Source organism: Janthinobacterium sp. EB271-G4-3-2 (genome assembly GCF_020858035.1).
Lineage (GTDB): Bacteria > Pseudomonadota > Gammaproteobacteria > Burkholderiales > Burkholderiaceae_D > Janthinobacterium > Janthinobacterium aestuarii.
Genome location: NZ_JACYMG010000005.1, coordinates 112,031 through 134,339, shown reverse-complemented (window position 1 = coordinate 134,339; position 22,309 = coordinate 112,031). Strand labels below are relative to the sequence as shown.

At 66.0% G+C, this 22,309-nt stretch carries 15 protein-coding genes; 7 read left to right on the top strand and 8 right to left on the bottom strand.

The window, feature by feature from the left end:
- The first annotated feature begins 17 nt into the window (after positions 1-17).
- Genes tssM through tssA form a run of 4 tightly spaced genes read left to right on the top strand, consistent with a single transcriptional unit; the run spans position 18 to position 6,642 of the window.
- The gene (gene tssM / locus IGS55_RS12810) at positions 18-3,770 is read left to right on the top strand and encodes a type VI secretion system membrane subunit TssM (RefSeq protein WP_230518810.1); all 3,753 of its coding nucleotides are present in this window, start codon (positions 18-20) and stop codon (positions 3,768-3,770) included.
- Positions 3,767-4,750 carry a type VI secretion system-associated protein TagF gene (gene tagF, locus IGS55_RS12805; protein ID WP_230518809.1) on the top strand — a complete coding sequence of 328 codons (984 nt, stop codon included), beginning with the start codon at positions 3,767-3,769 and terminating at the stop codon, positions 4,748-4,750. The genes tssM and tagF overlap by 4 nt, the downstream gene beginning before the upstream one ends.
- Positions 4,751-4,752: 2 nt before the next feature.
- Complete coding sequence (locus tag IGS55_RS12800; protein WP_230518808.1) at positions 4,753-5,562, top strand: OmpA family protein; 810 nt, start codon at positions 4,753-4,755, stop codon at positions 5,560-5,562.
- A gap of 48 nt (positions 5,563-5,610) precedes the next feature.
- Complete coding sequence (gene tssA / locus IGS55_RS12795) at positions 5,611-6,642, top strand: type VI secretion system protein TssA (RefSeq protein WP_230518807.1); 1,032 nt, start codon at positions 5,611-5,613, stop codon at positions 6,640-6,642.
- A 13-nt stretch (positions 6,643-6,655) separates the two neighbouring features.
- Here the strand turns inward: tssA and tssH are convergent, their stop codons facing one another.
- From tssH to IGS55_RS12755, 8 genes are all read right to left on the bottom strand, one after another.
- Positions 6,656-9,316: a type VI secretion system ATPase TssH gene (gene tssH, locus IGS55_RS12790; protein ID WP_230518806.1), complete on the bottom strand. Its 2,661-nt coding sequence runs from the start codon at positions 9,314-9,316 to the stop codon at positions 6,656-6,658.
- Between the two features lie 55 nt (positions 9,317-9,371).
- Entirely contained in the window at positions 9,372-10,457 is a 1,086-nt protein-coding gene (gene tssG, locus IGS55_RS12785; RefSeq protein WP_230518805.1) for a type VI secretion system baseplate subunit TssG, read from the bottom strand.
- A complete protein-coding gene (tssF, locus tag IGS55_RS12780; RefSeq protein WP_230518804.1) occupies positions 10,421-12,265 on the bottom strand; it encodes a type VI secretion system baseplate subunit TssF in 1,845 nt (614 codons plus the stop codon). Before tssF ends, tssG begins: the two co-directional genes overlap by 37 nt.
- A 2-nt stretch (positions 12,266-12,267) precedes the next feature.
- Positions 12,268-12,759: a type VI secretion system baseplate subunit TssE gene (tssE, locus tag IGS55_RS12775; RefSeq protein WP_058047868.1), complete on the bottom strand. Its 492-nt coding sequence runs from the start codon at positions 12,757-12,759 to the stop codon at positions 12,268-12,270.
- Positions 12,760-12,851: 92 nt separating this feature from the next.
- Positions 12,852-13,343 (bottom strand): Hcp family type VI secretion system effector, encoded by a 492-nt coding sequence (locus IGS55_RS12770; protein WP_035817450.1) that lies wholly within the window; start codon positions 13,341-13,343, stop codon positions 12,852-12,854.
- 33 nt (positions 13,344-13,376) lie between these two features.
- Positions 13,377-14,861: a type VI secretion system contractile sheath large subunit gene (gene tssC / locus IGS55_RS12765; protein ID WP_139091264.1), complete on the bottom strand. Its 1,485-nt coding sequence runs from the start codon at positions 14,859-14,861 to the stop codon at positions 13,377-13,379.
- Position 14,862: 1 nt separating this feature from the next.
- Positions 14,863-15,372 carry a type VI secretion system contractile sheath small subunit gene (gene tssB / locus IGS55_RS12760; RefSeq protein ID WP_058047866.1) on the bottom strand — a complete coding sequence of 170 codons (510 nt, stop codon included), beginning with the start codon at positions 15,370-15,372 and terminating at the stop codon, positions 14,863-14,865.
- 73 nt (positions 15,373-15,445) lie between these two features.
- A complete protein-coding gene (locus IGS55_RS12755; RefSeq protein ID WP_230518803.1) occupies positions 15,446-16,021 on the bottom strand; it encodes a hypothetical protein in 576 nt (191 codons plus the stop codon).
- Between the two features lie 289 nt (positions 16,022-16,310).
- Here IGS55_RS12755 and tssK point away from each other — a divergent pair, with 289 nt between their 5' ends.
- Genes tssK through tssI form a run of 3 tightly spaced genes read left to right on the top strand, consistent with a single transcriptional unit; the run spans position 16,311 to position 22,276 of the window.
- Positions 16,311-17,657, top strand: a complete 1,347-nt coding sequence (gene tssK / locus IGS55_RS12750) for a type VI secretion system baseplate subunit TssK (protein WP_139091267.1) — start codon at positions 16,311-16,313, stop codon at positions 17,655-17,657.
- A 9-nt stretch (positions 17,658-17,666) separates the two neighbouring features.
- On the top strand, positions 17,667-18,449 hold the full coding sequence (icmH, locus tag IGS55_RS12745) for a type IVB secretion system protein IcmH/DotU (protein WP_230518802.1): 783 nt from the start codon (positions 17,667-17,669) through the stop codon (positions 18,447-18,449).
- The gene (tssI, locus tag IGS55_RS12740) at positions 18,449-22,276 is read left to right on the top strand and encodes a type VI secretion system Vgr family protein (RefSeq protein WP_230518801.1); all 3,828 of its coding nucleotides are present in this window, start codon (positions 18,449-18,451) and stop codon (positions 22,274-22,276) included. Before icmH ends, tssI begins: the two co-directional genes overlap by 1 nt.
- The last annotated feature ends 33 nt before the right edge of the window (positions 22,277-22,309 follow it).

Below are 22,309 nucleotides of genomic sequence, written 5' to 3'. Positions count from 1 at the left end.
CACACTATAAAATTATGATGCAACGATTCTGGCACTCCCTGACCTCACGCACCAGCCTGCTCATCCTCGGCATCGCGGCCGCCGTCCTGCTGCTGTTCGCCTGCGCCGTCATTTTCGACTGGCCGGCCACCCGGCTGCTGTCCTTGCTGGCCGCGGCGGCGCTGCTGGGCGCCATCGTGTGGTGGCTGCGCCGCCGCCGGCGCCGGCGCGAGGGCGCCAGCTTCAACAGCATGCTCGAGCAGCAGGCGGCCGGCGCCGCGCCCAAGGCCGGCTTGGTGCAGCGCGAGGAAACGGAAGCCATCCGCAAGCGCATGCTGGAAGCGATCAATACCATCAAGACATCGCGGCTGGGCCAGCTGTCGGGCGACGCGGCGCTGTATGAACTGCCCTGGTATATGATCATCGGCAATCCCGCCGCCGGCAAGAGCACGGCGATCGCCAATTCGGGCCTGCAGTTTCCTTTTGTCGACAGCAAGATCGTGCAAGGCATGGGCGGCACCCGCAACTGCGACTGGTTTTTCACCACCGACGGCATCCTGCTCGACACGGCCGGGCGCTACGCCATCAGCGATGAAGACCGCGCCGAGTGGTTCGGCTTCCTCGCCCTGCTGAAAAAACACCGCAAGCGCGCGCCGATCAACGGCATCATCATCGCCGTCAGCATTGCCGAGCTGACCGGCAGCAAGCCCGAATTCGCCATCGAACTGGCCAAGAACCTGCGCCAGCGCGTACAGGAACTGACGGAGAAGCTGGAAGTCCATGCGCCCGTGTACGTGGTATTCACCAAGGCCGACCTGATCACCGGCTTCAGCGAATTTTTCCACGATGCCGAGCGCAGCGAACGCGACAAGGTCTGGGGCGCCACCCTGCCCTACAGCGTCAACAGCTCCAAGCAGGACGTGCTGGAGCAGTTCGACCAGCGCTTCGACGAGCTGTACGATGGCCTGAAGGACCTCAGCCTGGCCAACATGTCGCTGCTGGGACGCGAGCGCATGCCGCCCGGCGTCTTCACCTTCCCGCTGGAATTCAGTTCCGTGAAGGGGCCGCTGCGCGCCTTCATCGCCACGCTGTTCGAGGAAAATCCGTTCCAGTTCAAGCCCGTCTTCCGCGGTTTCTATTTCACCAGCGCCCTGCAGGAAGGCGCTTCCGTCTCCGCCTCGTCGGAACGGGTGGCGCAGCGCTTCGACCTCAAGCCGCAGCAGCAGGAACACAAGACGGTCCAGGTGCGGGACCAGCACGGCTACTTCCTGCTGAACCTGTTTCGCAAGGTGATCTTCGCTGACAAGGAACTGGTGGCGCAATACGCCAGTCCACGCAAGACGCGCTTGCGCTATGCCACGTTTTTCACCGCCATCGCGCTGGCCGGCCTGGCGCTGGGCGGCTGGAGCTGGTCCTACCTGGCCAACCGCCAGTTGGCGGCCAATGTCCAGGCCGACCTGGAGCAGGCCATCAAGGTGCAGGACAAGCGGCTGGACCTGCAGTCGCGCTTCCAGGCCCTGGAAATCCTGCAGGACCGCATCGAGCAGCTGGAAGCGTACCGCAGCAAGCGGCCGCTGGCGCTCAGCCTGGGCCTGTACCAGGGTGACTTGCTGGAACGCAAACTGCGCGAAGAGTATTTTTCCGGCCTCAAGGAAGTCATGCTCGCGCCGGTGGCCCAGTCGCTGGAATCGTTCCTCGCGGAAGTGAACGCGGGCGCCGACCGGCTGCAGCCGCTGGCGGCAGTGCCGGCCGGCACGACGGCCGCCGCCACGGTCAGCCCGGCGGCCAGCACCACAGGCCAGCCCTTCAAGGATGCCGCGCCGACGAACGTGGAGGATGCCTACAATGCCCTGAAAACCTATTTGATGCTGGGTGACAAGTCGCGCGCCGAGGCCGGACACCTGAACGACCAGCTGACCCGCTACTGGCGCGGCTGGCTCGACGCCAACCGGGGCAACATGCCGCGCGAACAGATGATCCGCAGCGCCGAACGCCTGATCTCGTTCTACCTGACGCAGATCGACGACCCGTCCTGGCCGCAGATCGAGAACCAGCGGGCCCTGGCAGACCAGTCGCGCGACAGCCTGCGCCGCGTGGTGCGCGGCATGCCGGCGCGCGACCGCGTGTATGCGGACGTGAAGGCGCGCGCCGCCACGCGCTTCCCGTCGATGACGGTGGCGCGCATCGTCGGCGAGCAGGACAAGGAACTGGTGCTGGGCAGCTACGCCATCCCCGGCACCTTCACGCGCGACGCCTGGGAAAAATACATCCAGCAGGCGTTCCAGGAAGCGGCCAACCGCGAACTGCAAAGCGCCGACTGGGTACTGAAGACGGCGTCGAAGGATGACCTGACCCTGGAAGGCAGCCCGGAACAGATCCAGAAGGCGCTGGTGGAACTGTACAAGACCGATTACGCCAGGGAGTGGCAAAAATTCATCCAGGGCGTCAGCATCCGCGAATTGAACGGTTTCGACAATGCGGCGCAGGCGATGAACCGCCTCGGCGATCCGCAAGCCTCGCCCCTCAACAAGCTGATCGAGACGGTGTACCAGGAAACCTCGTGGGACAACCCTTCGCTGCTGGGCCAGGGCTTGCAGCGGGCACAGCGCGGGGCAATGGACTGGTTCCGCGAAACGGTGCTGCGCCAGAAGCCCGCCGCCACGGTGACGGGCCAGTCCGGCGGCGCCATGCCGATGGGCCCTGTCGGCCGCGAATTTTCCGGCGTGGCGCGCCTGGTGGTGGCGCGCGACAAGGAAGCGTCGCCCATGCGCGGCTACCTGGCGGCCCTGTCGAAGCTGCGCGTGCGCTTCAACCAGATCAAGAACCAGGGCGACACGGGTCCCGGCGCCAAGCAGCTGATGCAGCAGACGCTCGACGGCAGCGGTTCGGAACTGGCCGACGCGCTGAAATACGTGGACGAGCAGATGCTGACCGGCATGAGCGACCAGCAAAAGCAGGCCATCCGCCCGCTGCTGGTGCGCCCGCTGATGCAGACCTTCGCCGTCATCGTCAAGCCCACCGAGACGGAGATCAACAAGGTATGGCTGGCCCAGGTACTCGAACCGTTCCAGAAAACCCTGGCGCCGAAATATCCGTTCGCGCCCGACTCGCGCATCGAGGCGAGCAATGCGGACATCGGCCAGGTATTCGGCCCGGAAGGCGCCATCGCCAAGTTCTTCAACACCACCATCGGCCCGCTGGTCGTGCGGCGCGGCGACGCCATCAGCGCCAGGACCTGGGCCGCGATGGGCATCACCCTGGCGCCGCCGGTGGTGGCCAGCCTGCCCGGCTGGGTCGCGCCGCTCAGCGCCAACGGCGTGGCCACGGCGGCCGGCGCCGCCGAAGCGCAGACGCGCTTCGACCTGCAGGCGCTGAGCGCGCCCGGCGCCACCGAATATACGATCGAGATCGACGGCCAGGCGCTGCGCTGGCGCGGCCAGCCGCAGCCCTGGGTGCACATGGTCTGGCCCAACCCGCAGGGCGTGCCAGGCTCGCGCATCAGCGCCATCACGCCGGAAGGACGCACCGTGGTGCTGCTGAACGAACCGGGGCATTTCGGCCTGAAGAAGATGATCGATTCGGCCAGGCGCACGCGCAAGGAGGGCGGCGTATTTGAACTGAGCTGGGAAAACAGCGGCGTCACCGTGACGGCCAACCTGAAGATCGTGGCCGCTGCCGCACCGGCGCCCGCCTCCGCCGGCAACCAGGGTTTCCGTGGCCTGAAACTGCCGGAATCGGTAGCCGTCGGCGCACCGGAAACGGCCACCGCCATCGCCGGGAACACGCCATGAGCCGCCCTACCGCTACCCAGATCGGCTATTTCGGCAAGATTCCCAGCCGCGGCGACTTCATCAAGCACGGCGACAACCCGGCCCTGCTGAAGATGCTCGACGACTGGCTGGCCAACGCCATGGAGCTGATGACGGCCGATGCGCGCTGGAAGCTCACCTACGATGCGCTGCCGCCGCTGCATTTCGCCTTCATCGGCCCGCGCCGCGGCCGCGCCATCGCCGGGCATATCGCCGCCAGCAGCGATGCCTCGTCGCGCCGCTTTCCCTTCCTGATGATGGGCGCCATGGAAGTGGCGCATCCGGCCGGCTTCGTGCCGACCAGTCCGCTGGTGCTGTCGCGCCTGTGGAACCGCCTCGATGCCATGAGCGCCGAGATGTGCGGCGCGGCGGCCGGCGCCGCGCTGCCGGCCGCCGCCGCGGGCGCCAGCATCGAACTGGACTTGCGCGGCAGCGCCTACGAGGCCGCCTTCGACGACTTCCTCGGCCTGCAGACGGTGGGCGCGCTCGACGCCCTGCTGGCGCCCACGGGTTTTGGCGGTTCCGTGCGCCAGGTGCTGCTGGCCCTGGGCATGCTGCTGCAGCCCGTCATGGCCAGCAGCTCCAGCCGGCTGGAAAAAAGCCTGGAACTGCCGCTGCCGGCCGATCCGCTCTACCGCAACCTGGTGGCGGCCTTCTGGATGCACCTGATCGCACCGTTCCTGGCGCGCGCCGACTTCGAACTGGCGCTGTTCATCACCCGCATCCGCGGCCGCCATGCGCTGGTGCTGGGTTTTTGCGGCGCCTCGGCGCAGACCCTGCACGCCATCATGGAACCGCAGGCGGCGCTGGAGCACCATATCGCCTTCGACGACCTGGCCTGGGTCGAGGAACAGGCCGACAGCGACTACGCCATCAAGAAAGCCTCGACCTATCTGGCGCAGGCCAACCTGTCACTCAAATCGGCGCACGACACGTTCCGTGCGGCCTTCATCGGGAGCTGATCATGCACATCCGCCTTGCCCTCCTTCTCGGCCTCGCATGCGCGCTGGCCGGCGCCAATGCGCAAAACGCCACCGCGCCGGCGGCCGCTGTCTCGGTACCGGCCGCCGCCACGCCGCAACCGGGCCAGGTACTGGCCAGCGGCACGGTGCCGGACGAAGCGGCCAAGGCGGCGGTGCTGGCGCGCCTGCGCGAACTGTATGGCGCCGACAAGGTGGTCGACCAGATCGCCGTCGGCCAGGTCGCACAGCCGGCAAACTGGAACGCCTATGTGCAAAAGCTGCTGACGGCGGACCTCAAGCAGATCCGCCGCGGCCAGCTGAAGATCGAAGGCAGCGTGGTCAGCGTGCGCGGCGAAGTGGCCAACGAGGCGCAGCGGCAAAAGATCGCCAGCGACTTCGCCACCAGCCTCAACCCCACGTACACCGTCAACAACGGCTTGCGCGTGTCCGCCTCCGAGCAGAATATCCTCGACGGCGCACTGGCCAACCGCACCATTGAATTCGAGAGCGGCAAGACGACGCTGACGCCGTCGGGCCGCGCCATCCTCGACGAAATGAGCGCGGCGCTGCACAAGCTGGCGGGCCGCAAGGTCGACATCATCGGCCACACCGACAACCTGGGACTGCGCGCCAGCAACCAGAACCTGAGCCAGGCGCGCGCCGAGGCGGTCAAGACCTACCTGGCCGGCAAGGGCATCGACGGCGACCTGCTCAGCGCTTCCGGGCAGGGCCCGGACCGTCCCATCGCCAGCAATGACAGCGCCGACGGCCGCGCGCGCAACCGCCGCATCGAATTTCGCATGGTCCAGTAAGACCGCACCGCCCCGAGAAAACCATCCGCCCCACTGCCGAGAACACACATGATTTCAGCCGACCAGCTCCTGCTTCCCATCAGCGCCGAACAGCCATGCGGCGTCGACCTGTCTTTCTCCACCGACTTCGACGCCATCGGCCAGGCCCGCAAGTTCGACGACCCCACGCTCGACCAGGGCGAGTGGGTCACCGACCTGAAGGAAGCCGACTGGGCCTTCGTACTGCAGCGCTGCGCCGCCCTGCTGGGGGAAAAGAGCAAGGACTTGCGGCTCGCCGCCTGGCTGGCCGAAGCCAGCGCCAGGCAAGACCATTTGCGCGGACTGGGCGAAGGCTATCGGCTGCTGGCGGGCCTGCTGCGCCAGTACTGGGACCTGGGCCTGTACCCGCAGCCCGATGGCGACGACCACGAGCAGCGCATCGGCAACCTGGGCTGGATCCTGGCGCGCACGCCGTCGCTCGTGCGCGCCATGGCGCTGACGGACAAGCAGTCGGGCGGCTGGTCGACGATCGACTTCGAGACGGCGCGCAAGCGGGCCGCCAGCAACCAGGATGGCGTCAACGGCACCAGGCTGGTGGACATGGAGGCGGCGCGGCGCGGCACGTCGGCGCAGTTCCGCGCCGCTTTTGCGGCCGACGCCCAGTTCTGCCTGGACGCGCTGGCCGAGCTGGAACAGGCCGCCGATAGCCGCCTGGGCAAGGACAGCCCGGGCTTTTCCATGGCGCGCGAAGCGCTGCAAACGATGCAGCTGGCCCTGCCGGCCGCGGCCAGCCCTGCCGCCAGCGTCGCGGCCGCGCCGGTACCCGCTGGCAGCCAGGCGGCGGTGGCCGCCGTGCCGGCGCTGCCGCCGGCGCCGCCCGGCGAGCTGCACAGCCGCGCCCAGGCGCTGGCCCAGCTGCGCCAGGTGGCGCAGTACTTCCGTCAGACGGAGCCGCACAGCCCCGTCTCGTACTTCGCCGACAAGGCCGCCAACGCGGGCGAGCAGAACCTGCATGAATGGCTGCGCGGCGTGGTCAAGGACGGCGCCTCGCTGGCCCACATCGAGGAGCTGCTGGGCATCGCGCCCGGCAGCGGCCACTGAACCGATTTGGCGCCTATTTGATCGTATACCGGAACTGCCCCTGCTTGCCGGCGCTGGCCTTGATACGGCTGATGCCCTGACCTTCCGCCATGCGCGCCAGCACGGCTTCGGCGATTTCCGGCAGCAGGCTGCCATTGAGGATATTGTCGACGTTGCGCGCGCCCGAATCGACTTCGGTGCAGCGCGCCAGCACCGCCTCGACCAGCGCCTCGTCGTAGATAAACTCGGCCTGGTGATTGGCGGCGATGCGGGCGGCGATGCGGCCCAGCTTCAGGCCGATGATACGGGCCAGCACGTCGTCGCCGATCGGATAATAGGGAATCACCTTCAGGCGCCCCAGGAAAGCGGGCTTGAAGACCTTCAGCAGTTGCGGGCGGATGGCCAGCTCGAGCTGCTCCGGCGTCGGCAGCTGCTCTTGCGGCAAGTTCAGGCACGCCTGCATCATGGTGGCCGACGCCACGTTCGAGGTCAGGATGATGATGGTATTTTTAAAATCGATCTCGCGTCCCTCGGCATCGTCCATCACGCCCTTGTCGAAGACCTGGAAGAACAGCTCCATGACATCGGGATGCGCCTTTTCCACCTCGTCGAGCAGCAGCACGCTGTACGGATTGCGGCGCACCGCCTCGGTCAGCACGCCGCCCTCGCCATAGCCGACATAACCGGGCGGCGAACCCTTCAGCCCCGACACGCTGTGGGCTTCCTGGTATTCGCTCATGTTGATGGAAATGAGCTTGCGTTCGCCGCCGTACAGCACGTCGGCCAGCGCCAGCGCCGTTTCCGTCTTGCCGATGCCGGACGGGCCGACGAACAGGAACACGCCCTTCGGCTTGTCGGGGTCGTCCAGGTTGGCGCGCGCCGTGCGCACGCGCTGCGCCACCGCCTCGATCGCGTGGGGCTGGCCCAGCACGCGCTCCTGCAGCAAGTCCTTCAGCCGCAGCACGGTCTTGAGTTCATCCTTGACCATTTTGCCCAGCGGGATGCCGGTCCAGCCGGCGACGATTTCCGCCACCACGTGGCCGTCGACCTGCACCGGCACCAGCGGCGTCTCGCCCTGCAGCGACGCCAGTTCGGCCTGCAGCGCCAGCAGCTCGCGCCCCTGCCCCGCGTCGGCCGGCGTGCCGTCCTCGAGCTGGCGGCGGATCGCCTGGATCTGTTCCGACAGCGTCTTTTCGCTGTCCCAGCGCGCGGCCAGCTGAGCGTGTTCCTGCGTGGCGGCGCCGCGTTCGGCGTCGAGTAGCTGCAGCCGTGCGCCATGGCGCGCGCCGCCGCTCTCCTCGCGCGCCAGGGCCGATGCTTCCGCATCGATGCGCTCGCGCCGGCGCGCCACGCTGTCGAGCAGGGCCGGCGTGGCGCTCTGCCCCAGCGCCACCCTGGCGCAGGCCGTATCGAGCACGCTGATGGCCTTGTCCGGCAGCTGGCGGCCCGCGATGTAGCGGTGCGACAGGCGCACGGCCTCGGTGATCGCCTCGTCGAAGATGCGCACCTTGAAATGCTGCTCCATCAGCGGCGCCATGCCGCGCAACATGGCGCATGCCAGTTCTTCGCTCGGTTCCTCGATCTTGACGACCTGGAAGCGGCGCGCCAGCGCGGCATCCTTTTCAAAATATTTTTTGTATTCGCCCCAGGTGGTGGCGGCGATGGTGCGCAGCTCGCCGCGCGCCAGCGCCGGTTTCAGCAGGTTGGCCGCATCGTTCTGGCCGGCGCTGCCGCCGGCGCCGATCATCGTGTGCGCCTCGTCGATGAAGAGAATGATGGCGTGCGCGCTCTTGCCCACTTCGGCGATGACGTTTTTCAGGCGGTTCTCGAACTCGCCCTTGACGCTGGCGCCGGCCTGCAGCAGGCCCATGTCCAGGGTGTGGATCTCCACGCTCTGCAGGATCTCGGGCACGTCGCCCTGCACGATGCGCAAGGCCAGGCCCTCGACCACGGCCGTCTTGCCGACCCCGGCCTCGCCCGTCAGGATGGGATTGTTCTGGCGCCGCCGCATCAGGATGTCGATCGCCTGGCGAATTTCCATGTCGCGCCCGATCACGGGATCGACCTTGCCGGCGCGCGCGCGCGCCGTCAGGTTGACCGTGAACTGGTCCAGTGCCGGCGTTTTCGACGCCGCCGCCGCGCCGGCCAATTCCCCCACGGGATCGCCGCCGGCATCGCTCGCTTCTTCCTGCCCTGCGGCCGCCACGCCGGCTTCCTGCGAGCCCTCGGTCAGCTTGTCGAGCCCGTGCTTGATCTCGTCGAGCTTGAATTCGTGGAACAGCGCCGAGCCCCGGTAAGCCAGCTGCGCCAGTTCCGGCTCGGTCAGCAGCGCCTGCAGCAGATGACCGCTGCGGATGCTCACCTGCCGCCCGGCCCGCAAATCGAGCGAAGCGATCAGCCAGGCATGCTCGAACAGCTTGGGCAGGCGCACGGAAAACACGGGCGTGCGCGCATTGCCCGTCTGCAGGCGCGCCACTTCGGCGCGCAAATCCGCTTCCAGCATGCTCACGCTGACGCCGCTCCTGCGGGCAATCAGCACGAAATCGCTGCGCGGCTGCTCCAGCAACGCGAGGAAGACGTGTTCCAGGTCGACTTCATACTGCCCCAGGCCGACGCAAAGACTGGCCGCGCGCGTGGCGGCCGTACGGCAGGTGTCGTTCAACTTGCTGATCAATGTTTTCAGGCTGATGCTCATGGGGCGGCGGTCCTTGTCGGGTGAGAGTGGGCGAAATCGATGCAGTGGCGCGCGCTCAAGCCAGCGCATGCAGTTCATAGCGGACATCGGCGCGGTCGCGCGCCTCGCCGCCGGTGATCAGGAAACTGTCCCAGCCCAGCCGCCCGCCGCTGCGCGGCTCCGCCAGCGCAATGCCCTGCACGTCGGCGGCGCGCAGCACCAGCTGCACCTCGTATTCCAGGCACAGGCCGGTGAACATGGCGAGCATCTTCTCGAGCGCGAGAGCGGCCGCGCCGCCAGGCAGGAACGCGTCGAAGTGACAGCGGGCCAGCGGGCCGATGGTCAGCCGCAGGCGCAGGTCGCGCTGCCACACGCGTGCGCCGACCATGGCGGTCGCGCCCAGCAAGGCGTTGCTGCCGCCCAGCGTGCTTTGCTGCTCGCGCGGCACGTCGTACCAGCAGCCGACAAACTGGCTGACGGCGATGCGCTGCCCGAAATACTCGGACAGCACCTGGCCGATCAGCACGGCCGACGGCGGCCGGTGGCGCATGGCGGCGGCGAAAAAACCCACCGATTCGTCGAGCACGCCGGCGCCGTCCCCGGCCAGGCGCTGGCGCAGCGAGGCGTTGCCCAGCCCCGCCAGCGACAGCAGCAGCGGCAGGAACTGGTCCTTGCCGTCGAGCTGGTATTTGAGTTCCAGCCGGTACTTGCGCCACGCTTCATAGAACAGGGCCAGGGCGCGGTTCGAAAACGTGTCAAGGAAGGCGCGCGGCCCCTCGTCCTTTTCATACAGCTGGTGCGTGGCGATGCGTTCCGTATAGTGCAGCGGCAGCGCGCCGGCGACGCCGAGAAAGCCCATGAAGGCCGGCGTGACGCGCACGTATTTCAGCTGCCCGACGCGCAGCGCCGCGCCCAGCGCGCTGGCGTCTGTCGCCAGTTCGCGCGGTTCGGGCGCCAGCGCTTCGAGCTGGCTGGGGGCGAAGTCGAGCGAGATGGAATTCTGAAAGCGCAGGAAACTGGCCACCGCATCGTCGTGCGGCAAGCCATTGCGCCTGAGCCACAGCTCCAGCATGCGCACCGCCTGGAAGTACTGGAAGCGGCACGGCTGGGCAAACAGGCGCTCGATTACACTAGGCTCGAATCGCCGCTGCGTGGTTTGCATCGCCACAGCTCCTCTCCTGATTTTTTTGCCAGCACCACCAGCTGCGTGAAACTGTTCGCATGCACATACAAGCCCAGGAAGCACTCGATCACGTGCGCAAAGGCGTGGATGCCGCTGCCGACGAAGGCCTCTTCGTCTATCGTCAGCCGCACTTCGACGCCGCGCACCAGGCAGGCGAAGGGATTGCCCGGCAGCCAGGCATTGACGGCCTGGTGGGCGATGGCGGTGATGCCGCGGATTTGCCGCTGCGAAGTGGCCGAGCGCGGCAAGTCGTACAGGGTCAGCATTTCCTGGAACGCTTCCAGGCCGCTGCCGGCCAGTGACAGGTGATTCAGCGACAAATGCGAAATCAGACGCCAGTGGGCGCCACGTCCCCGTTCGAAACGGTGCGACTCGCTGGGTTTGCGCAGCAGGCTGATGCTGCGCACGCTGGAGCCGCCTTCGAGGAACAGGTCGCCGCCGTGCAAGCCGTAGGTCAGCTGCGCCGGCAAGTCGCGGTTGGTGCAGCTCAGCTCCAGGCTGAGCGTGTCCGTTTCCACGGCGGCCGGGTCGAAATCGATGTCGACGATCGAGATCTGCGTCTCGTAGCCGGGACTCTTGCCGGCGATGATCTCGTCGCGCCGCATGACCCAGTAGTGGCCATCCCTGGCCGGGGTTTCGCCATGGCGCAGCGAATAGAACGGACGGAATTCCACCACGGATTCGCCCTGCGGCGTCTGCCGCACCAGCTTGACCGAGTCGATGGACTGCACCTCGAACGCATAGGCGCGGCGCGCATCGGCCAGCACGGGATAGCTGGCGGCCGTGTGCGTGAGGCGGATAGGCTCGCCGCGCTGGCGGAACAGGTTGACCACCGGCGTGCAGCCCAGCAGCAGGTTGTGCGTGTTCATCGTTCCCAGCAGGCGCGCCGTGTTCGAATCGGTGCGCAGGCCGCTCAGCGCCAGGTGCAAGGTGATGCGGCGGCAGCCGGCCGGCAGCGCGGCGCACAGCGCGCCGAGGTCGATGTCGAAGAAGTTGAATTTCTCGGGAAAGCAGAAATACTCGGTCAGCAGCCGGTAGGCCGGATGCGAGCGGGCGGAAAACGGGATCAGCGCATCGTCCTCGGCAAAGCCGGCGCTGCGCACGGGAATGCCGTCGAGCGGGACCCAGCTGCCGCTGCCGTCCGCCTCGGCGTAGGCTTTCACGGTGCGCATGAACAGGGCGTCGCGCAGCGCCGCGCAAAACGAGGGCTGGCCATCGATGAACACGCGCAGCGAGGCCAGTCCCAGCCGGCCCAGCGCCAGCTGCGCGGCGCTCGACTCGATGGTGATGCGTACGCCCGAGGTGGCATTCGCCGGCAGCAGCACCTGTTCCGGCGCCTCGATGATGGCGCAAAACGCCGCGTGCGTGAGCGCCAGCGGCGCCACCGTCACGGGGTAGGCCGTGCGGAAGGTGCAGGCCACGCCTTTCACGGGACGCGTCGTCAGCTCCGTGCCGCGGGCGATTTCCGCGGGCGCCGTCAGCTGCGCCGCCGCGCCGCCGCTATCCATGCGCGCGATCGAGCACGAGGGAAACGGCCGCAGGTAATGCGGGTACAGCACTTCGAACAGCGCTTCGGTAAACTCGGGATAATCATCGTCGATGCGCTTCGAGATGCGCGAATTGAGCAGCGCGAACGACTGGATCATGCGCTCGATGTGCGGGTCCTCGCACACCTCGCCGCCCATCAGCAGGCGGCCGGCGATCTTCGGGTAGCGCTCGGAAAACTCGCGCGAATAGCGGCGCAGGAAACCCAGTTCGCGCTCATAGTAGGGCAGCAATTCTTCCAAGGTCAGGCTCCCGTGGACGCGGCGCGGCGCCCTTTGCTGATCGTGTAATGCAGGCTGGAAGGCTGCAGGATGGCGTCGAAGCTGACCGGTTCGTGCGCCGCGTGCACCACCAGCAGCGCACTGATGGCGAAATTGAGGCGGTTGATCGAGCCTTCCTCGATTTCCAGCGATGCGCGCACCTGGCGCAAGCGCGGCTCGTGGCGGGCGATGGCCTTTTCCAGGCACTGGCAGATATGGGCGCGGTCGTCCGTGCTCGACAGGCTAAGCCCGGCGAAATCGTTCAAGCCGTACGTGATGATCGACTTGCCGCACTCGGGAAAGGGTTTGAGCAGCGCCTCGGGCAGCACGGCGCGCGTGTTGAGCAGCGCTTCCAGATCGCGCGCCACGGTGTCTTTCAAATCCTCGAGCGAGAGACGCGAGACGGTGCCGCTGGAGGCGCCGTGCACGGGCGTATCCATCAGGCGGTCGAACAGGCCCGGCGTAAAACCTTTCATGGGCTTCCCGTTTCATGGGTGGCGTGAACACTGCGGCCGGCGGCCAGGAAAACCAGCGGCGGCGCGCCGCTGGCGTACGCGGTCGGGTATGGTCAAGCCGTCTTGTTGGCCGACAGGTCCCAGCCGCCAGAGGTATTACCGCCCGAACCGCCACCCACTTTTTGCTGGGTGTACTTCCACTTGACCTTCGAATACTTGAGCGCCAGGTCTTCGCCGAGAATGTCGCCCGCGGCCACCGATGGCGCCACGCTGCTGATCATCACGTTCTCCAGTTCGATTTCGAAGTACTTGATGCGTTCACCCTGGCCGTCGGCGCGCAGGAACTCGAGCTTGGCTTTCGGGATGGTCTTGCCGGACGAGCAAGTCTGCAGCAGCAAGGGGCTGGCGAGATCGGCCATCTTGGCGATGACGATATCCTTGTGCTCGGTACGTTCGGCGGTATGGCCGCCGCCTGTCGAGGCGGTCGCCGATTTGGGTTGCAGCACTTGCCACTGGACCGACTTGCATTCGATCCAATCCTTGTGGCTGTTATCCGTGGATTCGCCCTTGATGCCATCAATTTGCAAGTATACGTCGATTGCCATGTTATTCCTTTCAATAGTGTGAAGAAAAATACATTACGATTTGGTCGACTGCGGAAGCTCCGCGACCAAACGGAGTGAAACGGACAATTCGTCCAGCTGGAAATGCGGACGCAAAAAGGACACGGCGCGGTACACGCCGGGCCGGCCCGGCACTTCCGCCACCTGCACCGAAGCTTCGCGCAGCGGAAACTGGGCTTTCTGTTCCTGGCTGGCGTTATCGTCGAGCAGCACGTACTGCGTCAGCCAGCGGTTGAGGAAATCTTCCACGTTGGAGGCGGCGGCAAAGCTGCCGATCTTGTCGCGCATCATGGCCTTCATGTAATGGGCGATGCGCGAGACGGCAAAGATGTATTGCAGCTGCGCCGACAGCACGGCGTTCGCGTTCGCGGCGTCCGTATTGTATTTTTTCGCCTTCTGCGCCGACTGGGCGCCGAAAAACGCGGCATAGTCCGTGTTCTTGCAGTGCACGAGCGAGATGAAGCCCAGGTCGCTCAATTCCTTTTCGCGGCGGTCCGTGATGGCGATTTCGGTCGGGCATTTCAGCGCCACCTCGCCCTCGTCCGTCTTGAAGGTATGCGTCGGCAAGTCTTCCACCAGGCCGCCCCCTTCGACGCCGCGTATCGCCGCGCACCAGCCGTAATCCTCGAAGGCGGCCGTCAGCTTGGTGCCGAAAGCGTAGGCGGCGTTGCACCACAGGTATTTCTGGTGATCGGTGCCGTCCACGTCCTCGACGAAATTGAAGCCGTCGACGGTGGCGCCATCGAGCGGATTGAACGGCAGCCGGCCCAGGAAGCGGGGCAAGGTCAGGCCCACGTAGCGCGCGTCTTCCGATTCGCGCAAGGATTTCCACTTCGCATATTCGACCGTGTCGAATACCTTGGCCAGGTCGCGCGGTTTGCCCAGGTCGCTGTAGCTTTCCAGGCCAAACAATTCCGGCGACGCGGACGAGATGAACGGCGCGTGCGCGGCGGCGGCCACATGCGACATCTGCTCGATGAAATACATGTCTTCGGGCTGGCGGCTGAATTCGAAGTCGCCCAGCAAGGTGCCGAACGGCGCGCCGCCAAAGGTGCCGAATTCCTCTTCGTAGACTTTCTTGAACATGGTCGACTGGTCGAACTCCAGCGCGCTCTGGAAATCCTTGACCAGTTCGCGCTTGGTCGCGTTCATCAGCTTGATTTTCAGGTTCGTGCCGGTGGCCGTGTTCTTCACCAGGTAATGCAGGCCCGTCCAGCTGCTTTCCAGCTTCTGGAATTCGGGTGCGTGCATGATGGCGCTGAGCTGCGCGGAAATGAGCTGGTCCAGTTCGGCCACGCGGGCGTCGATGGTGGCGGCCAGGTTGTTCGACACCACCACCGTGCCATCCATGACCTGGCTGACCAGTTCGGAAATGAGATCCTTGGCGCGGGCGTGTTCGACGCTGGACTTGGCCACCTTGCTCTGCTCGACGATCTGGTCGAGCAAGTCGATTTCGGCGGTGCCGGCAGCGCTCAATGCGGGGGTCAGTTGTGCGGACATATCAATCTTTCCTGACGTGGGAATGTTGTTCCAGCTGGGCCAGTTTTTCCGTGCTGTTGAGCACGTCATTCAGGATGTCTTCCAGCTTGTCGTTGCCGGCCAGCTTGTTGCGCAGGTCGGCCAGCTTGGTGCGCGCCTCGAGCAGCTTGCGCAGCGGCTCGACCTGCTCGACCACCGCTTCCGGGCGGAAATCGGCGATCGAGCGGAATTTCAGCTCGACGCCGAACTGGCCGCCACCGGCGCCCAGTTCATTGGGCACGCGGTAGGTGGCGCGCGGCTCGATGCCCTTCATCACTTCATCGAAATTGTCGCGGTCGATATCGACGAACTTGCGGTCCTTCAGGCGCTTCTGCTCGAGTTCCGAATTGCCGCCGAAATCGCCCACCACGCCCACCACGAACGGCAGCTCCTTGTTTTCGATGGCGTCGCCGATCTCGACGTCATAGGTCATCTGCACGCGTGGCGGGCGTACCTTTTGCAAGCGCTTCTGCACACTATCTTTTTTCGACATGACATCCCCTTCCCAAATGTTGGCGGCATCGGCGATGCGCCTGTTGAACTGCGGCGTACCTGTGCCTGGCTGGCTACTTCAGGGCATTGAATGGATTGGCGCTTCCCTCATCGGCAGCGCGCTTGCTTGGCTGCTTGCGGGCTTGGCGCACGGGCGGCTTGTCCGGCGGCGGCACCAGCACGGTTTCGCCGAGGCTCTCGCGCAGCAGCTTGGCCAGGTCCTGCGATTCCGCGCGCAGCGGACCGGACAGGTTGTTCTGGCGGCTCAGGTCGGCCAGCGCCCGCGTCGACAGGCGCAGTCCGCTGATGGCGATCACGCTGTTGGCCAGCTTGTCGGCAGGATCGCGCACCAGCACTTCCTGGGCATTGAGGATGGCTTCGCCATACTGGCCCGCATCGTAGCGGCTTTGCGCCATGCGCACCCAGGGCTGCTTGTCGGCGGGCGCGGCGGCGGCGGCCTCCTGCCACAGCGCCAGCGCCGCCGCCTTGTTGCCCGTATCCACCGCCTGCGCGGCCTTGGCCATCAGTTCCTCCAGCGTCGGCGGCGCCACGACGGTTGGCGGTTTGGCCACCGGCGCGGTACTGCAGGCGCCGAGGGCAAAAGCACAGGTGATAACGGCAAGAGTGCGTAGCGAAACCGAGCGTGTCATGTTGAGCGTTCCTTCAAAAAAGAAGACCGTTTTGACGATTGAAAAGTTGCTTTTTATAGTTGCTAATTGTTTATTTTTCGGAGCGTAGCATGATTTGAAAATTTACTGCGTTCAATAGAAAATACGCGAAAACTCACACCACTTAGGCTAAAAACGTACAGTACGCACCATTCCTCAAGATAATGTTAAGGTTCTTGCAGTTGCGAAAAAAGCACCAAGTTGCGCGATGCGAAGCATGTTTTTCAGTCGCCGCCGCGCGCCTCACTGTGTCTGGCATAGAGGGCAATTCATGAGCATGGCAAACAAATTGTTATGGGGCGAAGGCCTGTTCCTGCGGCCCCAGCATTTCCAGCAGCAAGACCAGTACCACGAACAGCGCCTGCACGAGAGCGTCAAGGCATTGCACCCGTATGCGTGGGGGGTGAACCAGCTGCAGATCGACCGTGATGCGCTGGCCAACAACAGCTTGCGCCTGCTGGAACTGTCGCTGGTCTTCCAGGACGGCGAAATCTACAATGCGGCCGGCGGCGATGAACTGCCCGAGGCGCTCGACCTGGGCAACTTGCCGTCGTCGCTGCAATCGGTGACCTTCCACGCCGCCTTGCCGGCCTTTAAGCCATTCGGCGGCAACTTCGCCGCCAGCGGCCAGCCCAACAACGCGGCGCGCTACGCCCAGGCCAATCTCAGCACGCCGGACCTGTACACCCAGGCCGCGCAGGCCGAACTGACCTACCTGAAAAAAACCCTGCGCCTGGTGGCCGATTCCGAACCGCGCGATTCCTACGTCAGCTTCCCCCTGCTGCGCCTGCGGCGCCTGTCGACGGGCGGCTTCGAGCAGGATCCGGCCTTCGTGCCCCCCAGCCTGTCCATCCGCAGCGCGCCCCTGCTGTTCCTGCAATTGCGCCGCCTGATCGACGCGCTGCAGGCCAAGGTCAATGCGCTGTACGGGCATCACCGCGAGCCGAGCAAGAGCGTGATCGAATTCCGCTCGGGCGACATGTCCTCGTTCTGGCTGCTGCACACGGCCAGCGCGGCCTATGCTTCGCTCAGCCACTACTACCATCATCCGGCGCTGCATCCGGAGCGGCTGTACGAACAGCTGCTGGCCCTGGCGGGCGGCCTGATGACATTTTCAAGAAGCCATGCGCTGGCCGACCTGCCGCCGTACCGGCATGCCGATCCCGGCCCGCCGTTCGCCCAGCTGCACGCCATGATCCGCGAATTGCTCGACACCGTGATCTCGTCGAAATACTTCGCCATCGCGCTGACGGAAACCAAGCCGTCCTACCACCACGGCAAGCTGGACTCGGAAAAGATCGACGCCAAGACGGCGTTCTACCTGGGCGTGTCGGCCGACATGGCCGGCGTGGAACTGGTCGACGTGGTGCCGCTGCGCTTCAAGGTGGGCGCGCCGGACGACGTGGAAAAGTTCGTCCTGTCCGCCCTGCCCGGAGTGCGCCTGCAGCACGCGCCGCAGGTGCCGGCCGCCGTGCCGGTGCGCCCCGACATGTTTTACTTCACCATCGAGGCCAAGGGCCAGATGTACGAACGCATGCTGCAGGCGCAGTCGCTGCTGGTCTATGTCCCTTCCGGCATGCGTGAACTGAAACTCGAACTTGTCGCCGTCACTTCCTGAGGTCCAACGATGCATTCCAGCGCTCCTCCTTCCCTGATGTCCGGCGGCCAGGCCGCCTATGCCTCCGGCATGGCTGCCGGTCCCGGCACGGAACACACCTTGATGGACCTGATGTACGACGGTTTTTACGCCCTGTTCATGCTGAAGAACGGCAGCGGGCCGCAAGACAATGCCGATTTCATCAGCAAGATGACGCACTTCCTCGATGAGTTCAGCCGCGGCGCGAAAAAACAGGGCGCGTCGGCGGACGATATCGACGCCGCAAAATATGCGTTCTGCGCAGCCGTCGATGAAATCATCCTGCGCTCGCCCTACAGCATCCGCGACGAATGGGCACGGCGGCCGTTGCAGCTGGTGCTGTTCGGCGACCAGCTGGCCGGCGAAAACTTCTTCATCCGCCTGGAAGCGCTGCGCGCGCGCGGCAGCGCGCACCTGCAGGCGCTCGAGGTATTCCACATGTGCCTGCTGCTGGGTTTCCAGGGCCGCTACATCCTGGAAGGCCCGGAAAAACTCAACTACCTGACGGCGCGCCTGGGCGACGAAATCGCCCAGATGAAGGGCAAGAAGACCGGCTTCGCCCCGCATGCGGAGCGGCCCGACCAGATCATCCACAAGCTGCGCAACAACGTGCCGCCATGGGTGCTGTGTTCGGTGTTCGCCCTGATCTGCGCGCTGGGCTACCTGGGGCTGCGCACCATGCTGGCCAAGCAGACGCAAGCGCAGATCAATGCCTACAACGACATCGTCAAGCTGGCGCCGCGCGTGGCCAACCTGAGCATTACCCTGCCGTGATGGGCGGCGCACAACAAGCCCCCGCCGCCACGGGCCAGTTCGGCACCGGCCTGAGCCAGCATGCGCGGCTCATCACCCTGGCCACGGCGCAGCAGTCCGGGCAGCCGGAATCGCTGATGGCGGAACAGTTCGAGGGCCGCGAGGCCGTCAATGAACTGTTCCGCTTCGAGGTCGATGCCCTGAGCACCGCGGCCAGCCTGGACCTGGCCTCCTTCATCGGCGAGGAAATGACGCTGTGCCTGCTTCAGCCCGACGGCAGCCAGCGCGCCTGGCACGGCATCTGCACCGATTGCGCCTGGCTGGGCGCCGACGGCGGCGTGGCGCGCTACCGGCTGCGCCTCGAACCGGCCCTGGCCCTGCTGCGGCTGCGCCGCGACAGCTATATTTTCCAAGACAAGCATGCGCGCGACATCGTCACCGAGCTGCTGGCCGACTACCCGCAGCTGCGCTTCGAATTCGACGTCAGCCAGGCGCTGGCCACGCGCGCCATCTGTACCCAGTACCGCGAAAGCGACTTCGATTTCTTCGCGCGCCTGCTGGCCGCCGAAGGCCTGAGCTGGCGTTTCGAGCACGACCAGCCCGGCGGCGCGCAGGAAGGCGGCGACGGCCAGGCGCAGGCCAGGCACAAACTGGTGATCTTCGACAGCAAGGCCACGGCGCCGCAGACGCCGGGCGGCGCCGACATGCGCTTTCACGGCGTGCGCGCCACCGATACGGACGACGCCATCGACCGCTTCGGCGCGCGCCGCCAGGTGCAGCCGAATGCCGTCAGCATCAGCAGCTGGCACCCGGAGCAGGTGACGGCGCCCGCCGCAGAGCAAGTCTCCAGCCTGGCGGCCGGGCAATTGCCGCAGCTGGCCGTGTATGACGGCGCCGGCGAGCGCCTGCATGCCGACCGCGCGGCGGCCGGGCCGCACAGCGAGCGCATGCTGCAAGCGCTGGAGCTGGACAACAAGCAGTTCGACGGCGCCGGCGCCGTGCGCCGCCTGGCCGCCGGCCACGCCATGCGCCTGCTGCAGCACGAGCAGCATGCCGATGGCGCCAACGCATTCACCGTGCTGTGGGCCGAACACCAGGCGCGCAACAATGCGGGACCGGCCGGCGCCAGCCTGGGCGGCATGCTGTCGCAGCTGGCCAGGACAGCCGGCCTGGGCGGCGTGGCCGACTGGATCGCCGGCCAGATCGAACCGGGCACCTACCGCAACCGCTTCGGCTGCGTGCGCGCCAGCGTGGCCATCGTGCCGCGCGCCACCGCCGCGCGCGCACCGGCCGTGGCGCTGGGTCCGCAGACGGCGCTGGTGGTGGGCCTGGCCGACAGCGTCGCCACCACGGGCCGCGACCATCAGGTGCGCATCCAGTTTGCCTGGCAGCGCGGCAGCGCCGCCAATCCGGGCGGCCTGGCGCACAACACCGACCAGCAGGGCAACGCGCCCGGCAACGAGGCGTCCGGCGCGTGGGTGCGCGTGGCCGAAGCGCTGGCCGGCCCGAACTGGGGCTCGCAATTCACGCCGCGCCTGGGCACGGAAGTGCTGGTCGACTTCATCGAAGGCGACATGGACCGCCCGCTGGTGGTCGCCCAGCTCTACACGGGCAGCGACATGCCGCCGTATGCGGCCGGCGAGGATTCGGGCGTCAACCATGCAGGCGTCCTGTCGGGCATGCACAGCCACAATTTCGACGGCGCCGGCTACAACCAGTGGGTGCTCGACGATACCCAGGGCCAGCTGCGCACCCGGCTCGCTTCGAGCAGCGCCGCCACCGAGCTCAATCTGGGCTATCTGGTGCAGCAAGGCGCCAACACGGCGCAACGGGGCAGCTACCGCGGCAGCGGCTTTGAATTGCGCACCGATGCCTGGGCCATGCTGCGCGCCGGCGAAGGCATGCTGATCTCGACCACGGCGCGCGCGCGCCAGGGCGCCGGCGTGGCGTCGAGCCAGCTCGACACCAAGGAAGCGCTGGCCCTGCTGCGCGGCGCCTGTGAACTGAGCAAGACGGTGGCGACGTCGGCTAGCCAGCAAAAAGCCCTCGTCAGCAAGGATGCGAACCAGGCGCAGCTGGACATGGCGGCGCAGATCGACCCGCAGCAGGATGGCAAGTATCAGGCCGCTGTCGGCGGCCAGGACGCCAGCAAGGCGGGCAGCGGCACGCGCGCGCCCGATACGGCGCAGCCCGTGGAACGCTACGCCCAGCCGCTCGTGCTGATGGAGTCGCCCAGCGGCATCAACTGGGCCACGCCCGCTTCGACCGTGCTGTTTGCGGGCCAGCAGCTGCACTGGACGGCGCAGGCCGACCTGCACATGACGGCCGGCCAGACGGTCGCCTCGGTGGCGGCCAACGCGGCCACGCTGTTCTGCCAGGAAGGCGGCATCAAGGCTGTCGCGGGCAACGGCCCCGTCTCGCTCGAAGCGCATACCGACCAGCTGGAAATCCTCGCCGATCAAGCCGTCACGGTGATCTCCGTGAGCGACAGCATCGACATCAAGGCCAACCAGAAGATCATCCTGCAGGCGGGACAATCGTCGATCACGCTCGAGGGCGGCGACATCACCTTCCGCTGCCCGGGCCATTTTACGGTCAAGGGCGGGCAGCATGTCTTCAACGGCGGCGCCAGCGCCGCCGCCGGCCTGCCGCCGCTGCCCGACAGCCGCCTGAAACTGTTCGACGAAGGCTTCGTGCTGAAAGACCGCGACACGGGCGAACTGATGCCGCGCCAGCCATACCGCATCAAACGCGCCGATGGCAGTATCGAAACGGGCATGACGGACGCCAGGGGCTTGACCCATGTCGTGGCGGCCGCCGCCGTCGAAGCGCTCGTGATCGAACTGCTCAAGTCGCCGGGCCAGTTGCCCGAGACGCCGGACAGCCCTGCCCCATCCCCTGCGCCTGCGCCCGGCCCGGACACGCGCGCCAAAGGGCCGGCGCCCGGCACGACGGCCAAGGCGCCGCCCAAGCCCGAGCCGAAATTCAAGGAAACGGGTACGTCGAGCACCAGCCCCGTCGACAACAAGCGGCGCAAGGAAGTGCTGATCAAGCGCCCCGCCTGCTGGATCGCCGACTATGAAAAGGAGATCGATGTCTCCAGCGTGCCGCGCTACAACAATACCTTCGGCGCCAACGGCGCGCCGCATAACTATTTCGACACCGTGCGCTACAAGATCTACGTGCCCGTCAAATCGAACACCAGCATCATCGCCGAACTGCGCGTCAAGGTGATCACCGTGCTCGATCCGGCCGACCAGGCGCTGGAAGACCGCGAGCGGGGCACACCGCAGGCCGCAACGCGGGCCAAGCAGCGCGCCGCCGTCATCAAGTACGTCAAGGGCATCGCCACCACGGGCCTGGAAAGCCACTGGAACAATAAATTCCGGATGGAGATCAGCGACCCGGAATGCGGCACGCGCACGCTGCCCATCATCTACCGCGTCGTGTATGTGGAAAGCAACGAGCATTACCTGATGCAGATCCACAAGCGCTACGAGCGCGAGGGCGTGACGGGTACCGTGATCGACGTCTCCGCCTCGACCGATGGACAGACGCACGCGCATGAATTCGGTCACTGCTATGGCTTGCCGGACGAATACTCGTACGTGGCGGGCGACGACGAGACCGTCAAGTACAAAAAACCGGACGGCACCTGGGACGCGCCCGTGCCGTCGCTGTCGGATGACGAGGAACCGGAACCGGCCGCTGCCAACATCATGAACTCGGCCGGTTCCGTCATCATCCGCGACCGTCATGCCTGGCAGATCGCCATCGAAGTGCAGGAATTGCTGCGCACGAAAATAGGACGGAAAATCAAATGCGATATCATCCTGAACGGCTCCTAAGCGCGCTGCTTGCGCTGTCCATTCAACTCACAG

Excerpts from the sequence above, each read along its gene's own strand:
- tssG (WP_230518805.1), bottom strand. The coding sequence starts at position 10,457 with ATGCAAACCACGCAGCGGCGATTCGAGCCTAGTGTAATCGAGCGCCTG.
- tssE (WP_058047868.1), bottom strand. The coding sequence starts at position 12,759 with ATGAAAGGTTTTACGCCGGGCCTGTTCGACCGCCTGATGGATACGCCC.
- tssC (WP_139091264.1), bottom strand. The coding sequence starts at position 14,861 with ATGTCCGCACAACTGACCCCCGCATTGAGCGCTGCCGGCACCGCCGAA.
- tssK (WP_139091267.1), top strand. The coding sequence starts at position 16,311 with ATGAGCATGGCAAACAAATTGTTATGGGGCGAAGGCCTGTTCCTGCGG.
- tssB (WP_058047866.1), bottom strand. The coding sequence starts at position 15,372 with ATGTCGAAAAAAGATAGTGTGCAGAAGCGCTTGCAAAAGGTACGCCCG.
- icmH (WP_230518802.1), top strand. The coding sequence starts at position 17,667 with ATGCATTCCAGCGCTCCTCCTTCCCTGATGTCCGGCGGCCAGGCCGCC.
- IGS55_RS12800 (WP_230518808.1), top strand. The coding sequence starts at position 4,753 with ATGCACATCCGCCTTGCCCTCCTTCTCGGCCTCGCATGCGCGCTGGCC.
- tssH (WP_230518806.1), bottom strand. The coding sequence starts at position 9,316 with ATGAGCATCAGCCTGAAAACATTGATCAGCAAGTTGAACGACACCTGC.
- IGS55_RS12770 (WP_035817450.1), bottom strand. The coding sequence starts at position 13,343 with ATGGCAATCGACGTATACTTGCAAATTGATGGCATCAAGGGCGAATCC.
- tagF (WP_230518809.1), top strand. The coding sequence starts at position 3,767 with ATGAGCCGCCCTACCGCTACCCAGATCGGCTATTTCGGCAAGATTCCC.
- tssI (WP_230518801.1), top strand. The coding sequence starts at position 18,449 with ATGGGCGGCGCACAACAAGCCCCCGCCGCCACGGGCCAGTTCGGCACC.
- IGS55_RS12755 (WP_230518803.1), bottom strand. The coding sequence starts at position 16,021 with ATGACACGCTCGGTTTCGCTACGCACTCTTGCCGTTATCACCTGTGCT.
- tssA (WP_230518807.1), top strand. The coding sequence starts at position 5,611 with ATGATTTCAGCCGACCAGCTCCTGCTTCCCATCAGCGCCGAACAGCCA.
- tssM (WP_230518810.1), top strand. The coding sequence starts at position 18 with ATGCAACGATTCTGGCACTCCCTGACCTCACGCACCAGCCTGCTCATC.